Source organism: Aquabacterium sp., from assembly GCF_035476535.1.
In the GTDB taxonomy this organism is placed as follows: Bacteria; Pseudomonadota; Gammaproteobacteria; order Burkholderiales; family Burkholderiaceae_C; genus Pseudaquabacterium.
On record NZ_DATILJ010000019.1, the window covers coordinates 41,380 to 56,058 of the forward strand.

Here is a 14,679-nt window from a genome sequence, read left to right on the forward strand (position 1 = left end):
ATTACTTGCGAGCCGCGACGATGTCGGCGGGCTGGACGATCTGGTTGGTCTTGTTCGACCAGGAATTCTTCGTGTAGGTGATGACCGCTGCGATGTCGGTGTCCGACAGCGCCTTCCACGACGGCATGGCGCCGTTTGCCGCTCCGTTGAGCACGACATGGATCTGCTTGGCCTTGTCGGCATCCAGCACGACCGGTGAGCCATCCACCGGCTTGATCGGGCCGGCGCCCTTGCCATCCGGCCGGTGGCACACGGCGCAGTTGGCGGCATAGACCTTCTCGCCGCGAGCGACCATCTCGGGCAGTTGCCAGACCTTGCTCGGATCATCGGCCTTGGCAGCCATTTCCTTCTTCTTGCCGTCGACCCACTTGCTGTAGTCGGCCGCCGAAACCACCTTCACGTGGATCGGCATGTAGGCGTGTTCCTTGCCGCACAGCTCGACGCACTGGCCGTAGAAATCACCGGTCTTCTCGGCGCGGAACCAGGCATCGCGCACGAAGCCGGGAATCGCATCCTGCTTGACCGCGAAGGCCGGCACCATCCACGAGTGGATCACGTCGTTGGCGGTGGTGATGATGCGGATCTTCTTGTTGACCGGCACGACCAGCGGGTTGTCGACCTTCAGCAGGTAGTCGTCACCCACCGGTTTGCCGGCATCCGAGGCCTGGCGCTGCGACAGGTCCAGCGTCGACAGGAAGCCGATGCCTTCGCCCTCGCCCTTCAGGTAGTCGTAGCCCCACTTCCATTGGTAGCCGGTGGTCTTGATGGTCAGGTCGGCGTTGCTGGTGTCCTTCATCTGCACCACGGTCTTGGTAGCAGCCAGGCCCATCACGATGACGATCAGCAGCGGCACCACCGTCCAGGCGATTTCGACACCCACGCTCTCATGAAAATTGGCCGGCTTGAAGCCGACCGATTTGCGGTGCTTGATCATCGAATAGAACATCACGCCGAACACCGCGATGAAGATCACCACGCAGATGATCAGCATGAAGAAGTGCAGGCCCTGGATGTCCGACGCAATGCGCGTGACAGGCGGGTGCAGGTCGATCTGGTTCTTCGCGGGGCCGCCGGCCAGATCACCCACCGCCCAGGCGGCGTGGGTCACCAGCGCAGCAGCCGAGCCGGCCAGCCCTGCGCCAATGCGATGCCAAAGCTTCTTTGTCGTGTTCATCGTCATGCTTTAAGTTCGTGATCCAAAACCCGCTCGCCGGCCGCCCGCGACAGCCGCAGCGCCCGGCGCAGTTCCTGTGCCAATTCGAATCGCAGTTCGGGCCGCACATGGCGCCCGATGCAGACACTGCGCCCCTCGCCGGACAACTCCACCAGCGACCCCTCGGCGGCCGCTGGCTCCACCCGTACCCATTCGGCACGGAAACTGGTGCGTTCGACCATCGGGCCGACATGCTGCTCGACGGCCATCTCGCGGCCCGACAGCGTGATGATTTCGCGGTCGCGCGCATGGCGCGCCATCAGCAGCATGCCGATGCCCACCGCGACCAGTTCGACGGCAGCAAAGGCCATCACCAACTGCACGCCCTGCCACCAGAAGCCCAGCGCCACCAGCAGGGCCACCGCACACAACAGCGCATAGGCCTGCAGCATCTGGCGCGGTGAGATCGAGCAGTTGCGCCGCAACTCCCACAGCCAGCTGACGCTGGGCGACCCACTGGCGCGGCCGAAGCGCCATTCGGCATCGCGGCGCGGAGCGGAGGGCGCAGGCCAGGGGCTGGGAGCGAAGGTCGCGGTCATGGAGTCGGGGTGCGGGGCCGGGTGCTTGGCATCTGCTTGCTTGACATCTGCTGGCCTGGGTGACTTGCGCACATGAATGATGTGTCTTTGTTCCAAGGCAGCAGAACCGCGGAATTCTAGCGGACAGCTACAGGGCCTCCGGTTTGCCCCGCCGCGAAGCCAGCGAAGCGCGCAGCTGTTCCAGCGGCACCGTCACCGGGGCACCCGCTGCGGGGCGCGGGGCCGCCTTGAAGGCGTGGCCGTAGACGATCTCGAAACTCAGGCCGATGCGGCCCTGCGCATCGGCCCGCTCACCCAGGGCCGAGAGGAGCCGCTGCCGCCAGCGCGGCGTGCGCAGGCCGGTTTGGCGCGCCACGCCGACATGGCCGCCGAGCGTGCGCAATTCATCGAGCAAGGCCTGTGGCGACGACCAGGTCAGCCGCAGCGTTTCCTGGTCCATCACCGGGTCGGCAAAACCGCCGTGCACGAGTTGATCGCCGATGTCGTGCATGTCGGTGAAAGGCGGATGCGGCGCGGCCCAACCGCAGGCGGCATAGACCTCGCGCAATTCACGCAGGCTGTCCGGGCCCAGCGTCGAGAACATCAGGAAGCCATCGACGGCCAACGCCGCCTGCCAGAGGGCCAGCAACTGCACCGGCTGCGGGCTGGCATGCAACACCATGTTGGCCCAGACCATTTGCGCGCTGGCCGGCGGCACCTCGGCCTCGAGCATCACGCTGCCAGGATCTCCGCGGCGACCCAGCGCCCACCAGGGTCTGCGCAGGGCCTGCTGGCTGCGGTGCAACAAGGCCCGCGTGGGTTCAACCACCCGTCGCTGCGCGGCGGGCAGCACACCCTTGACCGCAGCCTCGCCACCACCGACAAAGCCCCACCAATCCAGCCAGCGCTGCGGCGGCTGGCGAATCACCGGCAGGCGTTGTGCCATGCGGCGGGCCACCTCCTGGTGCAGCCACGGCGCGGCATCGGCCCGGGCCAGACGGTCCAGCACATGCGCCACGGCATGGGGATCGACGAGCGCGGGTTCGGCCATGGGCGGGCAGTATATTGAGCCGATGCCGGAGCAAGAGACAGTGGAGCGCTCGAGTCGGCGCGGCCTGTCGTGGCCGCGCCTGTGCGAGCTGTGCCGCAGCTGGGCGCCGCGCTCCTTGTGCGCCGATTGCCTGCAGCGCTTCGCACCCCTGCGGCCGCGCTGCCTGGGCTGTGCGATGCCGATGCCCGGCGAGGGCCGCTTCTGCGGCGAATGCCAGCGCGAGCCACCGCCCTATGCACGCTGCGTCGCGATGGCCGACTACGGCTACCCCTGGGACGGCTTGATCACGGCCTTCAAGTTCCGCGGCCGGGTCGACCTGGCGGCACCCTTGGCCACGGCGCTGACGCAGACGCTGGAACGCCAGGCTTCGCTGGACGTGAACCTGGTCATACCCGTGCCGCTGAACCCGGCACGCCTGGCCGAGCGCGGCCACAACCAGGCCTGGGAGATCGCCCGCCGCGTGGCCGCGGCGACGCATCTGCCCGCCGATGCCCACAGCCTGCTGCGCCTGCGCGACACCGCGCACCAGGTGGGTCTGTCGCGCAGTGCACGCGCCACCAACCTGCGCCATGCCTTCTGGGTCGAGCCCACGCGCCTGTCACGGGTTAGCGGTCGCCACATCGCGCTGGTCGACGATGTGCTGACCACCGGCGTCACGGCTGCGGCAGCCACCCGCAGCCTGCTGCAGGCCGGCGCCGCATCGGTACAGGTCTGGGTGCTGGCGCGCACACCACGGCCCGATGAATGAGCGAGCCTGGCGACAATGGCGGCGCCATGTTCCACATCGTCCTGGTCCATCCCGAGATTCCGCCGAACACCGGCAACGTGATCCGCCTGGCGGCCAACACCGGCTGCACGCTGCATCTGGTGGAGCCGTTGGGCTTCTTGATGGAAGACAAGTTGCTGCGGCGCGCCGGCCTGGACTACCACGAGTTCGCCGCCGTGCAGCGCCATGCCGACTGGGCCGCCCTGTGCGCGCAGCGCCAGGCCAGCGGCGGCCGCGCCTTCGCCTTCACGACGCGGGGCGCCCAGCCCTTTGCCGGCCAGCATTGGCAGGCCGGCGACTGGCTGGTGTTCGGCAGCGAAACCGCCGGCCTGCCGGCCGCGGTGTTGAACGACTTCGACCCGGCGCAGCGCGTGCGCCTGCCGATGCGCGCGGGCCAGCGCAGCCTGAACCTCAGCAACACCGTTGCGGTGGTCGTGTTCGAGGCCTGGCGCCAGCAGGGCTACGCCGGCGGCGCTTGATTCGCAGCTCGGCGCGCGGCTGCCTGAGTCAGAGTTCGGCGCGCGCCTCACGGGCCATCAGCTGGCGCAAGGCCTGCGCGGGCGTCAAGGCCCCGGCCAGCACATCGACCACGACATCGGTGATCGGCATCTCGACACCCAGTTGCCGCGCGCGGGCCTGCAGCGTTGGTGCGGTGTGCACACCCTCCGCGACATGGCCCAGCTGCGCCAGGATCTGCGGCAAGGCCTGACCCTCGGCCAGCAGCAAGCCGACCTTGCGGTTGCGCGACAGGTCACCGGTCGCGGTGAGCACCAGGTCGCCCAGGCCGGACAAGCCCATGAAGGTTTCCGCGCGGGCGCCCAGCGCCAGGCCGAGCCGCGTCATTTCGGCCAGGCCGCGGGTGATCAGCGCGGCCCGCGCGTTCAACCCCAATGACAGGCCATCGGCGATGCCGGTGGCGATGGCCATCACGTTCTTGACCGCGCCGCCGACCTCGACGCCGACCGGATCGCTGCTGGTGTAGACCCGCAGCACATCGCTGTGAAAAGCCAGCACGGCCTGGTTGGCCAGCGCCTCGTCGGCACTGGCGGCCACCAGTGCCGTCGGCTGGCTGCGCGCCACTTCCAGCGCGAAGCTCGGGCCGGACAGCACACCCACCTGCGCCCCGGGTTGAACTTCTCGGGCGATCTCATGGCCCAGCGCACCGGTGGTGGTTTCGAACCCCTTGCACAGCCACAGCACCTGGGCCTGTGCCGGCAGGCGGGCGAGCTGCTCACGCAGCCCGGACATCGGCGTGCCGATCACCAGCAGCCCGTCGCGGGCGTGGTCCAGCACCTGTGCAAAGTCGCTGCCCAGCTGCAGCGCGGGAGGCAGCGCGATCTCGGGCAGGTAGCGGCGATTGCAGCCGCTGGCCTGCATCTCGCTCAACTGCGCCGGATCACGCGCCCACAGCAGCACCTCGTGGCGCGGCGCGGCCGCCACGGCCAGCGCCGTGCCCCAGGCGCCGGCGCCCAGCACGGCAATGCGCATCGTGGCAGCCGTGCGCGGTCAGTTGGCGCTGGTCAGGATGCCGCTGCCGTTGCCGTTCTGCTGCGCCTGCTGGGCCTCGAACATGGCCTGGAAATTCACTTCGGTCAGCATGATCGGCGGGAAGCCGGCGCGCGTGCAGACATCCGAGACGATGGCGCGCAGGTAGGGGTAGATCATCTGCGGGCAGACGATGCTCAGGATGCCCTGCAGCTGGTCTTCCGGCACGTTGCGAATCTCGAAGATGCCGGCCTGCTTGGCCTCGATCAGGAACAGCGTCTTGTCCTTCAGCTTGGTCGTCACGGTGGCGGTGACGCTGACCTCGAAGATGCCCTCGGCGATGTTGCCGGCGGCCATCGCCAGGTTGATGTCGACCTGCGGCTGCTGCTGTTCCAGCAGGATCTGCGGCGAGTTCGGCTGCTCCAGCGACAAGTCCTTCAGGTACATGCGCTGGATCTGGAACACCGGGGTGCTTTCGTCTTGGTCGGCCATGGCGGGGGAGTTGTCTCGATGGGGAAAGAAAAAGCCCGCCACCGTCAGGTTGGCGGGCTGGCTGCGGCGCGGATTATCGCTCGCCGCCGGTGCCGGTTTCGTGCCGCTCAGGCCCTTTGCAGCAGGGGGGCCAAGGCGCCGCTGCGGTCCAGCAGCATCAGGTCGTCGCAGCCGCCGACATGGGTGTCGCCGATGAAGATCTGCGGCACCGTGCGGCGGCCGGTCAACTCGATCATGCGGTCACGCTCGGTTGGGTTCAGGTCGACCCGCACTTCCTCGATCTGCTCGACACCGCGCTGCTTGAGCAAGGCCTTGGCCCGGATGCAATACGGGCAGACCTGGGTGGTGTACATGCGAACAGCGGTCATGGCAGGGCAAGGCGCAAAAAACGATGGGCGGATTGTGACCACCCGCCAAAGGCCTTGCAGGGCGGACGGCATGACCGGCTTCACACCGGACGCCGGCAGCACCGGCTGCCGATCCGCGTTGGCGAACCGCTCAGGACGCCTTCTGGACCGGCAGACCGGCCTCGCGCCAGGCCTTCAAACCGCCGGCCACCGACACGGCCTTCTCATGCCCGGCCTTGCGCAGCTGGCTGGCGGCCCGCGCCGAGCGCGTGCCCGTGGCACACATCAGCACCACCGGCAGCGCTTTGTTCGACGGCAGTTCCTTGGCACCGGCCAGCGAGCCCAGCGGGATGCTGCGCGCGCCATTGGCATGGCCGGTGGCGTATTCGGTCGGCTCGCTCACGTCCACCAGCACGGCCTTCTCGCGGTTGATCAGCCTCACCGCTTCATTGCAGCCGACCGCGCCACCCTGGCTCTTCTGCAGCGTCTGCCACAGCAGCAGCCCGCCCGAGGTGGCGGCCAGCAGGATGAGCATCCAGTTATCGATGATGAATTTCACAGAGGGCGCCGCCGGCAGCGGGGATCGGGAAGATGAAGGGGGCGGATTATAGAATTCGGCCCCTTCTCCGCTGCAGCTGCCAACGCCCATGTACAAGCTTGTGCTGATTCGCCATGGCGAGTCGACCTGGAACCTCGAGAACCGCTTCACGGGCTGGACCGATGTGGCGCTGACGCCCACCGGCGTGGCCCAGGCCCAGGAGGCCGGCCGGCTGCTGAAGGCCGGTGGTTATGAGTTCGACGTGGCCTACACCTCGGTGCTGCAGCGGGCCATCTGGACGCTGTGGCATGCGCTGGACCAGATGGACCGCACCTGGGTGCCGGTGGTCAACGACTGGCGTCTGAACGAGCGTCACTACGGCGCGTTGCAGGGCCTGAACAAGGCCGACATGGCGCGTGAGTACGGCGACGCACAGGTGCTGACCTGGCGCCGCAGCTACGACACGCCGCCCCCGGCGCTGGAACCCGGCGACCCGCGCAGCGAGCGCGGCGATCTGCGCTACGCCAAGCTGGCGCCGGAGCAGGTGCCGCTGACCGAATGCCTGAAGGACACCGTCGCGCGCGTGCTGCCGTGCTGGGACGAGGTTCTGGCGCCGGCCCTGCGCAGCGGCCAGCGCATCGTCGTTGCGGCCCATGGCAACTCGATCCGAGCGCTGGTGAAGTACCTGGACGGCATCAGCGACGACGACATCGTCGGCCTCAACATCCCGAACGGCATTCCGCTGGTCTATGAACTCGATGCAGCGCTGAAGCCAATCAAGCGGGAATACCTGGGCGACCCCGAAGCAGCCGCCAAGGCGGCCGCTGCGGTTGCAAGCCAGGGCAAGGCCTGAACTGCTTGATGGGCCTGCTGCGGGCCGAACGCCTGCCTACAAGTCGCGTATAGCCTCGGCCAGCAGCGGCGCCACCGGGATCACCGAGGTGCTGTGCGGCACCGCGTCGCTACTCCAGACATGGCGCACGCCGCAGGCACGCAACTGCGCCAGCGCATCACCGACAAACAGCGCGTGCGTCACCGCCACGTCGACGCTGGCCGCTCCGGCGCCAAGGCAGGCGATGGCCGCTTCGATCAGCGTGCGGCCGGTGCTGGCCACATCGTCCATCAGCACCACGGCACGGCCGGCCACCGGTTCGGCGGGCAGCATCACCCGCACGTCGCGGTCACCAAAGCGCTGTTTGCGGCACACCGCATGGGCCAGGCCATGGGCTCGTCCGGCTTCGCCGACCCATTGCAAGGCCTCTTCGTCCGGCCCCAGCAGCAGGGCCTGCGGCACCCGCAGCGCGACCCACGCGCCCAGCGCACGGGCGGCCGTGAGCGCACGGCTGCGGCAAGCGGGCATCACCTCGTCGAGCGAGGCGATGCGATGCAGGTGCGGATCGATGGTCACCAGCGCATCGACCCGGCTGCCCAGCAGCGCGGCGATGTGGCGCTGGCTCACCGCTTCACCCGGCGTGAAAGCCATGTCCTGGCGCATGTAGGCCAGGTAGGGGCAGACCAGCAGCAACTCGCGCGCGCCGAGCTCGCGCGCCGCCGGGGCGGTGATCAACAGCTCGACCAGCTTGTCGTTCGGGTGATGCAGCCCACGCAGCAAGGCCACACGAGGCGGCAACTCGGCGGGCAGCTTCAGCTTCAGCTCGCCATCGGGAAAACGATGGCGCTCGACGCGCGCCAGCGGCACGCCCAGCGCAGCGGCCAGTGCCTGGGCCAGCGTCCACTCATCATCGAAGGCCAGCAGCAGATCCGGCGTCATGCGGCGCCCTCCTTCATCGGGGTGTGACTGGGCAGCGGAGTCAGGTGGGGCATAGGGGATTCACCAGGGGCGCTCTACGGGCGGGATGCCGCGGCCAGCGCATCGGCAATGACATCGCGCACATGAGCGACCAGCGCACGGCGATCGGCATGGCGGCTGCCTTGCGGTGGCAGGACCCGCACGCCAGCCTGCAGGCCGTCGGCAGCGGCAATCGACCACAGGCTCTGCAGCAGGGTGACGTCGCCGACCCAGGCCACCGCCGGGCTCACCGCGTGACCCGGCTGGCTGTACCGCAAGGCCACGGCCTGCACCGGCGTTCCGGTGGTGACCGCAGCCTGCAGCAGGTTGGCATGGAAGGGCAGCAGCGCATGGCCATCACCGGTGGTGCCTTCGGGAAACACCGCCACGGTATCGCCGGCGGCCAGCGCCGCGGCCATCTGGTGCACCACCCGCACCGCGTCGCGCTTGTTTTCGCGCTCGATGTACAAGGTGTCGGCGGCCATCGTCAGCTGGTTCACCAGGGGCCAGTGCTTCACATCGGCCTTGGACACGAAACGCGCGTGCGGGCACGCCGAATGGATCAACACAATGTCCAGCCAGGACACATGGTTGGCCACCAGCAAGGCACCGCCCGGCCGGAACTCTCCATCCACCGTCTGCCGCACACCGAGCAGCCGCAGTTGCTTGCCGGCCCACCAGGCCACCCGCGCATGGCGCTGCGCGGGATCCAGCCGGGGCCAACGCGTGATGACGATGGCCAGGCCATGCAGCACATGCACGGCAGTACGCGCCAGGCGCCAGACGGCGCGCAAGGCCCTTGAGGGCGACGTCAATCAACCGGCCTCGTAGGCCACCGTGCCGGCGACCAGCGTGGCCTTGACCCGGCCTGGCAGTGCCATGCCGGTGGCATCAAACGCGAACGGCGTGTGGCGGCCCTGGCTGCGCAGCGCGCCGGGCACCACCGTCCACGTGGCTTCGGGGTCGAAGACGCAGACATCGGCCACGCCACCCTCGACCAGCCTGCCGGCGCTGGAGGCCAGCGAGCCCAGCGCATCGCCCAGCACGCGCACCGGCTCGCTGGTCACGCGCGCCAGCGTGGCCGGCAGGGACAAGCCGGCTTCAGTGCCCCACTTCAGCGCCAGGCTCAGCAGCAGTTCCAGCCCGGTCGCGCCGGGCTCGGCCTCGCCGAAGGGCAGGTTCTTCTCGTCGGCATCCACCGGCGTATGGTCGGACACCAGCGCATCCAGCGTGCCGTCGGCCAGCGCTTCGCGCAGTGCGGCGCGGTCGGCGCCCTGGCGCAGCGGCGGCGTCAAACGCATCGCGGCGTTGAAGAAGCCGATGTCGACATCGGTCAGGTGCAAGGAGTTGATGCTGACGTCGGCGGTCACCGGCAGGCCTTCGGCCTTGGCGCGGCGCAGCAGCGCGATGCCGGCGGCGCTGGACAGGCGGCACAGGTGCACCCGTGCACCGGTGGTGCGCACGAGTTCCAGGATCATTTGCAGCGCAATCGTCTCGGCCGCCACCGGCACGCCGGACAGGCCCAGCCGCGTCGCCACCGCACCGCTGGCCGCGACGCCCTGGCCCAGCCACCCGTCCTGCGGCCGCAGCCACACGGTGTAGCCGAAGGTGGCCGCGTACTGCAGCGCGCGCATCAGCACCAGCGTATCGCGCACCGCCACCTCGGCCTGGCTGAAGCCCACGCAGCCGGCCTCGGTGAGTTCGGCCATCTCGGTCAGCACCTCGCCGCCCAGGCCGCGCGTCAGCGCACCCAGCGGGAACAAGCGGCACAGCGAGAGCTTGCGGGCGCGGAACTTCAGCATCTCGACCAACCCGGGTTCATCCAGCGTCGGGTCGGTGTCGGGTGGGCAGACCAGACTGGTCACGCCACCGGCCGCCGCGGCATTCAGCTCGCTCTCGAGCATGCCTTCGTGTTCATGCCCCGGCTCGCGCAGCCGCGCCGCGAGGTCGACCAGGCCCGGCGCCACGACGCAACCCGTGGCATCGATGCTGCGGCTGGCGTTGAAGTCGGCATTGGCCTGGCCAATGGCGACGATGCGGCCGGCGGCGATCGAGAGGTCGGTGACTTCATCGCGGCCGCTGGCCGGATCGATGACGCGTCCGTTGCGCACTAGGATCTTCATGCTTCGTTCCCGGCGATGATCGACATGACCGCCATGCGCACCGCGATGCCGAAGGTCACTTGCGGCAGGATCACGCTGTGGGTGCCATCGGCCACGGTCGAATCGATCTCGACACCACGGTTGATCGGCCCCGGGTGCATCACGATCGCATCGGGCTTGGCCCCGGTCAGCTTCTCGTCGGTGAGGCCGTAGTTCTTGAAGAACTCGCCGGCCGAGGGCAGCATCGCGCCGCTCATGCGTTCATTCTGCAGGCGCAGCATGATGATCACGTCGGCGCCGCGGATGCCTTCGGCCATGTCGTGGCAGACCCGCACGCCCATCGATTGCAGGTCGCCCGGCACCAGCGTCTTCGGGCCGACGGCGCGGATGTCGGGCACGCCCAGCGTCGTCAGCGCATGGATGTCCGAACGTGCGACGCGCGAATGCACGATGTCGCCGACGATGGCCACCGACAGCTGCGTGAAATCGCGCTTGAAGTGGCGGATGGTGTACATGTCCAGCAGGCCTTGCGTGGGGTGCGCATGGCGGCCGTCGCCGGCATTCACCACGTGCACATGCGGCGCGCAGTGCTGGGCGATCAGGTAGGGCGCGCCGCTTTCGCCGTGGCGCACGACGAACATGTCCGCATGCATCGCCGACAGGTTGGCGATGGTGTCGAGCAGGCTCTCACCCTTCGCGGTGCTGGAGCGTGCAATGTCCAGGTTCAGCACATCGGCCGACAGGCGTTTGGCCGCGATCTCGAAGGTGGTGCGGGTGCGCGTGGAGTTCTCGAAGAACAGGTTGAACACGCTCTTGCCGCGCAGCAGCGGCACCTTCTTCACCTCGCGATCATTCACCGACAGGAAGGTGCCGGCGGTGTCGAGGATCTGCGTCACCACCTCGCGCGGCAGGCCTTCGATCGACAGCAGGTGGATCAGCTCGCCGTGGGCGTTGAGTTGCGGGTTGCGCTTGTGGAGCATCAGGCCGGCTCCCCACGCAATGAAAAGGTGAAGCGGCCATCATCGGCGCGGGCCAGCGACAGGCGCTGGGCCGGCGGCAGCGCCACCTTGGCGGCGGCCAAGGCCGGCTGGATCGGCAGTTCGCGGCCGCCGCGGTCGACCAGCACGGCCAGCGTCACGCTGGCGGGCCGGCCGAAATCGAACAACTCGTTGATCACCGCCCGGACCGTGCGGCCGGTGAACAGCACGTCGTCGAGCAACAGGATGTGCGCACCATCGACCGCGAACGGGATCTTCGTCGCATCGGTGCCGCCGGCCAGGCCGCGCTCGCCGAAATCATCGCGGTGCAGCGCGCTGGAGATCACGCCGGGCTTGCCGTCCAGCCGCAGATCCAGCTGCAGGCGCTCGGCCAGCCAGGCGCCGCCCGACCAGATGCCCAGCAGGTTCATGTCCGGCCGCCACAGGCTGCGCACGCCGGCGCGCAGCTCGGTGTACAGCGCCTCAGCATCGAGGGTGAGTGTGCTCATGGAAGGCTCTTCAAATACTGCTCGAGGATCACCGCAGCCGAGGCCGCATCGATGTCGGCGGCGCCTAGCGCGTGGGCTTCGGTCGTGGAGTAACGCTCGTCCACTTCATGCACCGGCAGGCCGAAGCGGCCATGCAACTGGCGCGCGAAGCGTTGAGCGCGGCGCGTATTGTCGTGCGGCGCACCATCGGGATGGAACGGCACGCCGACCACCAGCGCATCGGGTTGCCATTCCTGGATCAATGCGGCAATGCGCGGGAAGCGGGCATCGCCCTCGGCGGCGATCGTCGTCAACGCGCTGGCCTGGCGCAGCAGGCTGTTGCCGGTGGCCACGCCGGTGCGCTTCTGGCCGTAGTCGAATGCCAGAAAAGAGTGCTCCCTGCTCATCGGCGGCCCTGCTCGGTGTGCAAGCCGGCCCTGCCCTTCATGCGTGGCCAGCCTCCTGGCTCAGCATGCGCGGGTCGATGCCCAGCAGCGACAGCGCGCGGTCGTAGCGCTGCTCGATCGGCGTGTCGAAGAGGATCTCGCGGTTGGCGTCCAGGCTGGCGTCGACATTCAGCCAGCCGTTGCGGCCGATCTCGTCCTCCAGCTGGCCAGCGGCCCAGCCGCTGTAGCCCAGCGTCACCAGCAGCTTCTTCGGTCCGGCGCCATGCGACAGCGCTTCCAGCACGTCCTTGCTGGTGGTCATCTCCAGGCCGCCGGGAATCTGCAGCGTGGAGTTGTAGGGGCTTTCGCTGCTGCCGAGCTTTTCATGCAGCACGAAGCCGCGTTCGGTCTGCACCGGACCGCCAAAGAACACCGGCTGCTCGGCCAGTTCGGGTGAATCGAGACTCAGCTCGACCTTTTCGAACAGGTTCTTCAGCTTGATGTCGATCGGCTTGTTGATGACCAGCCCGAGGGCCCCTTTTTCGGTGTGCTCGCAGAGGTAGACCACCGAGCCGGCGAAGGTGTCGTCGGCCATGCCCGGCATGGCGATCAGGAACTGGTTGGTGAGGTTGATCCGGTCCGAGGACATGGGCCCGATTCTAATGATCGGCGACACTGCGCCCGTGGAGAAATCACTCGACAGCGCGCTGGTCTGGTTCCGGCGTGATCTGCGCGCCGATGACCATGCGGCCCTCTACCACGCGCTGAAGGCGGCACGACGGGTCTGGTGTGTCTTCCTGTTCGACCGCGACATCCTGGATCCGCTGCCGCGCATCGACCGGCGGGTGGAGTTCATCCACGACAGCGTGCTCGGGCTCGATGCGCAGTTGCGTGCGCTGGGCAACTCGCACGGGGTCGAAGGCGCCGGGCTGATCGTGCGGCACGGCCATGCGGTGAGCCTGCTGACGCAGCTGGCGCGTGAGCTGGGCGTGCAGGCGGTCTACTGCAACCACGACGACGAACCCGCCGCACTGGCACGGGATGCCGCGGCACGGGGCGCGCTGGCCGATGCCGGCATCGCGCTGCACAGCAGCAAGGACCATGTGGTGTTCGAGCGTTCCGAGGTGCTGACCGCCACCGGCAGCCCCTACAGCGTGTTCACGCCGTACAAGACGGCGTGGCTGAAGAAGCTGGCGCCCTACTTCGTGCACGCCTACCCGGTGGCCCGGCATGCCTCGGCGCTGGCGCCCTTGCCGGCCGGCGCGGTGATGCCGACGCTGGCAGAGATCGGCTTCGAGCCGAGCAACCTGCACCAGCTGAAGCTGCCGACCGGCAGCAGCGGTGGCCACGAGCTGCTCGACGACTTCATCGATCGCATCGACCGCTACGACCAGACGCGCGACTTTCCCGCCGTCAAGGGCCCGAGCTACCTGTCGACGCACCTGCGCTTCGGCACCGTGTCGATCCGCGGGCTCGCGCGCGAGGCCTGGCAGCGCATGCAGGGCGGCTCACGCGGCGCGGAAGTGTGGCTGTCGGAACTGGTCTGGCGGGACTTCTACCACCAGATCCTGCACCACCACCCGCATGTCGTCGGCCACGCGTTCAAGCCGGCCTACGACGACATCCACTGGGAACAGGGCAAACAGGCCGACGCCTGGTTCGCGGGCTGGTGCCAGGGCCGCACCGGCTACCCGCTGGTGGATGCGGCGATGCTGCAGATCAACCAGAGCGGCTACATGCACAACCGCTTGCGCATGGTGGTGGCGAGCTTCCTGGTCAAGGACCTGGGGCTGGACTGGCGCCGCGGCGAGGCCTACTTCGCGACCCACCTGAACGACTTCGACCTGGCAGCGAACAATGGCGGCTGGCAGTGGGCGGCCTCCACCGGTTGCGATGCCCAACCCTACTTCCGCATCTTCAACCCGGTGAGCCAGAGCGAGAAGTTCGATGCCGAGGGCCGGTTCATCCGCCGCTACCTGCCGCAGCTGGCCGGCCTGCCCGACAAGCTGATTCACGCACCCTGGCTGGCGCGGCCGGTCGACCTGAAGGCTGCCGGACTGACCCTGGGCACGGACTACCCGCTGCCGGTGGTGCAACACGACCAGGCGCGCCAGCGCACGCTGATGCGCTACGCGCAGGTCAGGCCGACGGCATGAGCGTGCCGGGCCGCCCCAAACGCGAATACCGGAGAACGCAGTGCGGAGGGTAGTCCACTGACCCGCGCGGCTCAGTGAGGCGCCGGTTGGTAACGTGTGAGCAGGGGGCCGAAACGGCCGGGCCATTGCTGCCATGCCTGGGCATCGCCCTCGAACACGCGGCGCAGGAAGGCAAGTGACAGGGCCTGGGTGGCCCGCTTGACCTGCGAGTTCAGCGCTGCCCCGCCCGTACCTGCCCGGTCGGTGAAGATGCTGTGCGATCCGCCGGTGAACACCGCCAGCGTCTTGTCGGGTCCGCCCGTGGCATCGAAGACCGCGAGCCGGTCGCTCGCCGGCGAGTAGTAGCCCGGCACGCGGATCACGTCTTCGGT

19 protein-coding genes are annotated in these 14,679 nt (G+C 68.4%); 4 read left to right on the top strand and 15 right to left on the bottom strand.

Annotated features, from left to right (window positions below):
• Position 1: 1 nt before the first annotated feature.
• From coxB to VLK61_RS02355, 3 genes are all read right to left on the bottom strand, one after another.
• Positions 2-1,174: a cytochrome c oxidase subunit II gene (coxB, locus tag VLK61_RS02345; RefSeq protein ID WP_325417874.1), complete on the bottom strand. Its 1,173-nt coding sequence runs from the start codon at positions 1,172-1,174 to the stop codon at positions 2-4.
• Between the two features lie 2 nt (positions 1,175-1,176).
• On the bottom strand, positions 1,177-1,752 hold the full coding sequence (locus tag VLK61_RS02350; protein WP_325417876.1) for a DUF2244 domain-containing protein: 576 nt from the start codon (positions 1,750-1,752) through the stop codon (positions 1,177-1,179).
• 127 nt (positions 1,753-1,879) lie between these two features.
• On the bottom strand, positions 1,880-2,782 hold the full coding sequence (locus VLK61_RS02355; protein ID WP_325417878.1) for a biotin synthase: 903 nt from the start codon (positions 2,780-2,782) through the stop codon (positions 1,880-1,882).
• Between the two features lie 22 nt (positions 2,783-2,804).
• Here VLK61_RS02355 and VLK61_RS02360 point away from each other — a divergent pair, with 22 nt between their 5' ends.
• Both VLK61_RS02360 and VLK61_RS02365 read left to right on the top strand, forming a co-directional pair.
• On the top strand, positions 2,805-3,530 hold the full coding sequence (locus VLK61_RS02360) for a ComF family protein (protein ID WP_325417880.1): 726 nt from the start codon (positions 2,805-2,807) through the stop codon (positions 3,528-3,530).
• A gap of 26 nt (positions 3,531-3,556) precedes the next feature.
• Complete coding sequence (locus tag VLK61_RS02365; RefSeq protein ID WP_325417882.1) at positions 3,557-4,027, top strand: tRNA (cytidine(34)-2'-O)-methyltransferase; 471 nt, start codon at positions 3,557-3,559, stop codon at positions 4,025-4,027.
• Positions 4,028-4,055: 28 nt separating this feature from the next.
• Here VLK61_RS02365 and VLK61_RS02370 read toward each other — a convergent pair whose 3' ends face one another.
• The 4 genes from VLK61_RS02370 to VLK61_RS02385 all read right to left on the bottom strand — a co-directional run bounded on the left by VLK61_RS02370 (position 4,056) and on the right by VLK61_RS02385 (position 6,431).
• On the bottom strand, positions 4,056-5,036 hold the full coding sequence (locus tag VLK61_RS02370; protein WP_325417884.1) for an NAD(P)H-dependent glycerol-3-phosphate dehydrogenase: 981 nt from the start codon (positions 5,034-5,036) through the stop codon (positions 4,056-4,058).
• Between the two features lie 18 nt (positions 5,037-5,054).
• Positions 5,055-5,525 (bottom strand): protein-export chaperone SecB, encoded by a 471-nt coding sequence (secB, locus tag VLK61_RS02375; protein WP_325417886.1) that lies wholly within the window; start codon positions 5,523-5,525, stop codon positions 5,055-5,057.
• A gap of 107 nt (positions 5,526-5,632) precedes the next feature.
• Entirely contained in the window at positions 5,633-5,893 is a 261-nt protein-coding gene (grxC, locus tag VLK61_RS02380) for a glutaredoxin 3 (RefSeq protein WP_325417888.1), read from the bottom strand.
• Between the two features lie 130 nt (positions 5,894-6,023).
• On the bottom strand, positions 6,024-6,431 hold the full coding sequence (locus tag VLK61_RS02385; RefSeq protein WP_325417890.1) for a rhodanese-like domain-containing protein: 408 nt from the start codon (positions 6,429-6,431) through the stop codon (positions 6,024-6,026).
• Positions 6,432-6,519: 88 nt separating this feature from the next.
• Between VLK61_RS02385 and gpmA the strand changes: the two genes are divergently transcribed.
• Positions 6,520-7,263 (top strand): 2,3-diphosphoglycerate-dependent phosphoglycerate mutase, encoded by a 744-nt coding sequence (gene gpmA, locus VLK61_RS02390; RefSeq protein WP_325417892.1) that lies wholly within the window; start codon positions 6,520-6,522, stop codon positions 7,261-7,263.
• A gap of 36 nt (positions 7,264-7,299) precedes the next feature.
• Here gpmA and VLK61_RS02395 read toward each other — a convergent pair whose 3' ends face one another.
• From VLK61_RS02395 to VLK61_RS02425, 7 genes are all read right to left on the bottom strand, one after another.
• Positions 7,300-8,181, bottom strand: a complete 882-nt coding sequence (locus VLK61_RS02395) for a ribose-phosphate diphosphokinase (RefSeq protein ID WP_325417894.1) — start codon at positions 8,179-8,181, stop codon at positions 7,300-7,302.
• 74 nt (positions 8,182-8,255) lie between these two features.
• Complete coding sequence (locus tag VLK61_RS02400) at positions 8,256-9,014, bottom strand: lysophospholipid acyltransferase family protein (RefSeq protein ID WP_325417896.1); 759 nt, start codon at positions 9,012-9,014, stop codon at positions 8,256-8,258.
• Positions 9,015-10,322 carry a dihydroorotase gene (locus VLK61_RS02405; RefSeq protein ID WP_325417898.1) on the bottom strand — a complete coding sequence of 436 codons (1,308 nt, stop codon included), beginning with the start codon at positions 10,320-10,322 and terminating at the stop codon, positions 9,015-9,017. It lies immediately after the preceding gene.
• Positions 10,319-11,281, bottom strand: coding sequence for an aspartate carbamoyltransferase catalytic subunit (locus VLK61_RS02410; RefSeq protein WP_325417900.1), 963 nt, complete (start codon positions 11,279-11,281; stop codon positions 10,319-10,321). Before VLK61_RS02410 ends, VLK61_RS02405 begins: the two co-directional genes overlap by 4 nt.
• The gene (pyrR, locus tag VLK61_RS02415; RefSeq protein WP_325417902.1) at positions 11,281-11,787 is read right to left on the bottom strand and encodes a bifunctional pyr operon transcriptional regulator/uracil phosphoribosyltransferase PyrR; all 507 of its coding nucleotides are present in this window, start codon (positions 11,785-11,787) and stop codon (positions 11,281-11,283) included. The genes VLK61_RS02410 and pyrR overlap by 1 nt, the downstream gene beginning before the upstream one ends.
• Entirely contained in the window at positions 11,784-12,173 is a 390-nt protein-coding gene (gene ruvX, locus VLK61_RS02420) for a Holliday junction resolvase RuvX (RefSeq protein WP_325417904.1), read from the bottom strand. Before ruvX ends, pyrR begins: the two co-directional genes overlap by 4 nt.
• Before the next feature lie 37 nt (positions 12,174-12,210).
• Positions 12,211-12,801, bottom strand: a complete 591-nt coding sequence (locus VLK61_RS02425; protein ID WP_325417906.1) for a YqgE/AlgH family protein — start codon at positions 12,799-12,801, stop codon at positions 12,211-12,213.
• Here VLK61_RS02425 and VLK61_RS02430 point away from each other — a divergent pair.
• Complete coding sequence (locus VLK61_RS02430; protein WP_325417908.1) at positions 12,800-14,308, top strand: cryptochrome/photolyase family protein; 1,509 nt, start codon at positions 12,800-12,802, stop codon at positions 14,306-14,308. The two genes, VLK61_RS02425 and VLK61_RS02430, sit on opposite strands and share 2 nt — an antisense overlap.
• A 71-nt stretch (positions 14,309-14,379) precedes the next feature.
• Here VLK61_RS02430 and VLK61_RS02435 read toward each other — a convergent pair.
• On the bottom strand, positions 14,380-14,679 hold a 300-nt coding region (locus VLK61_RS02435), incomplete at its 5' end, for a hypothetical protein (RefSeq protein ID WP_325417910.1).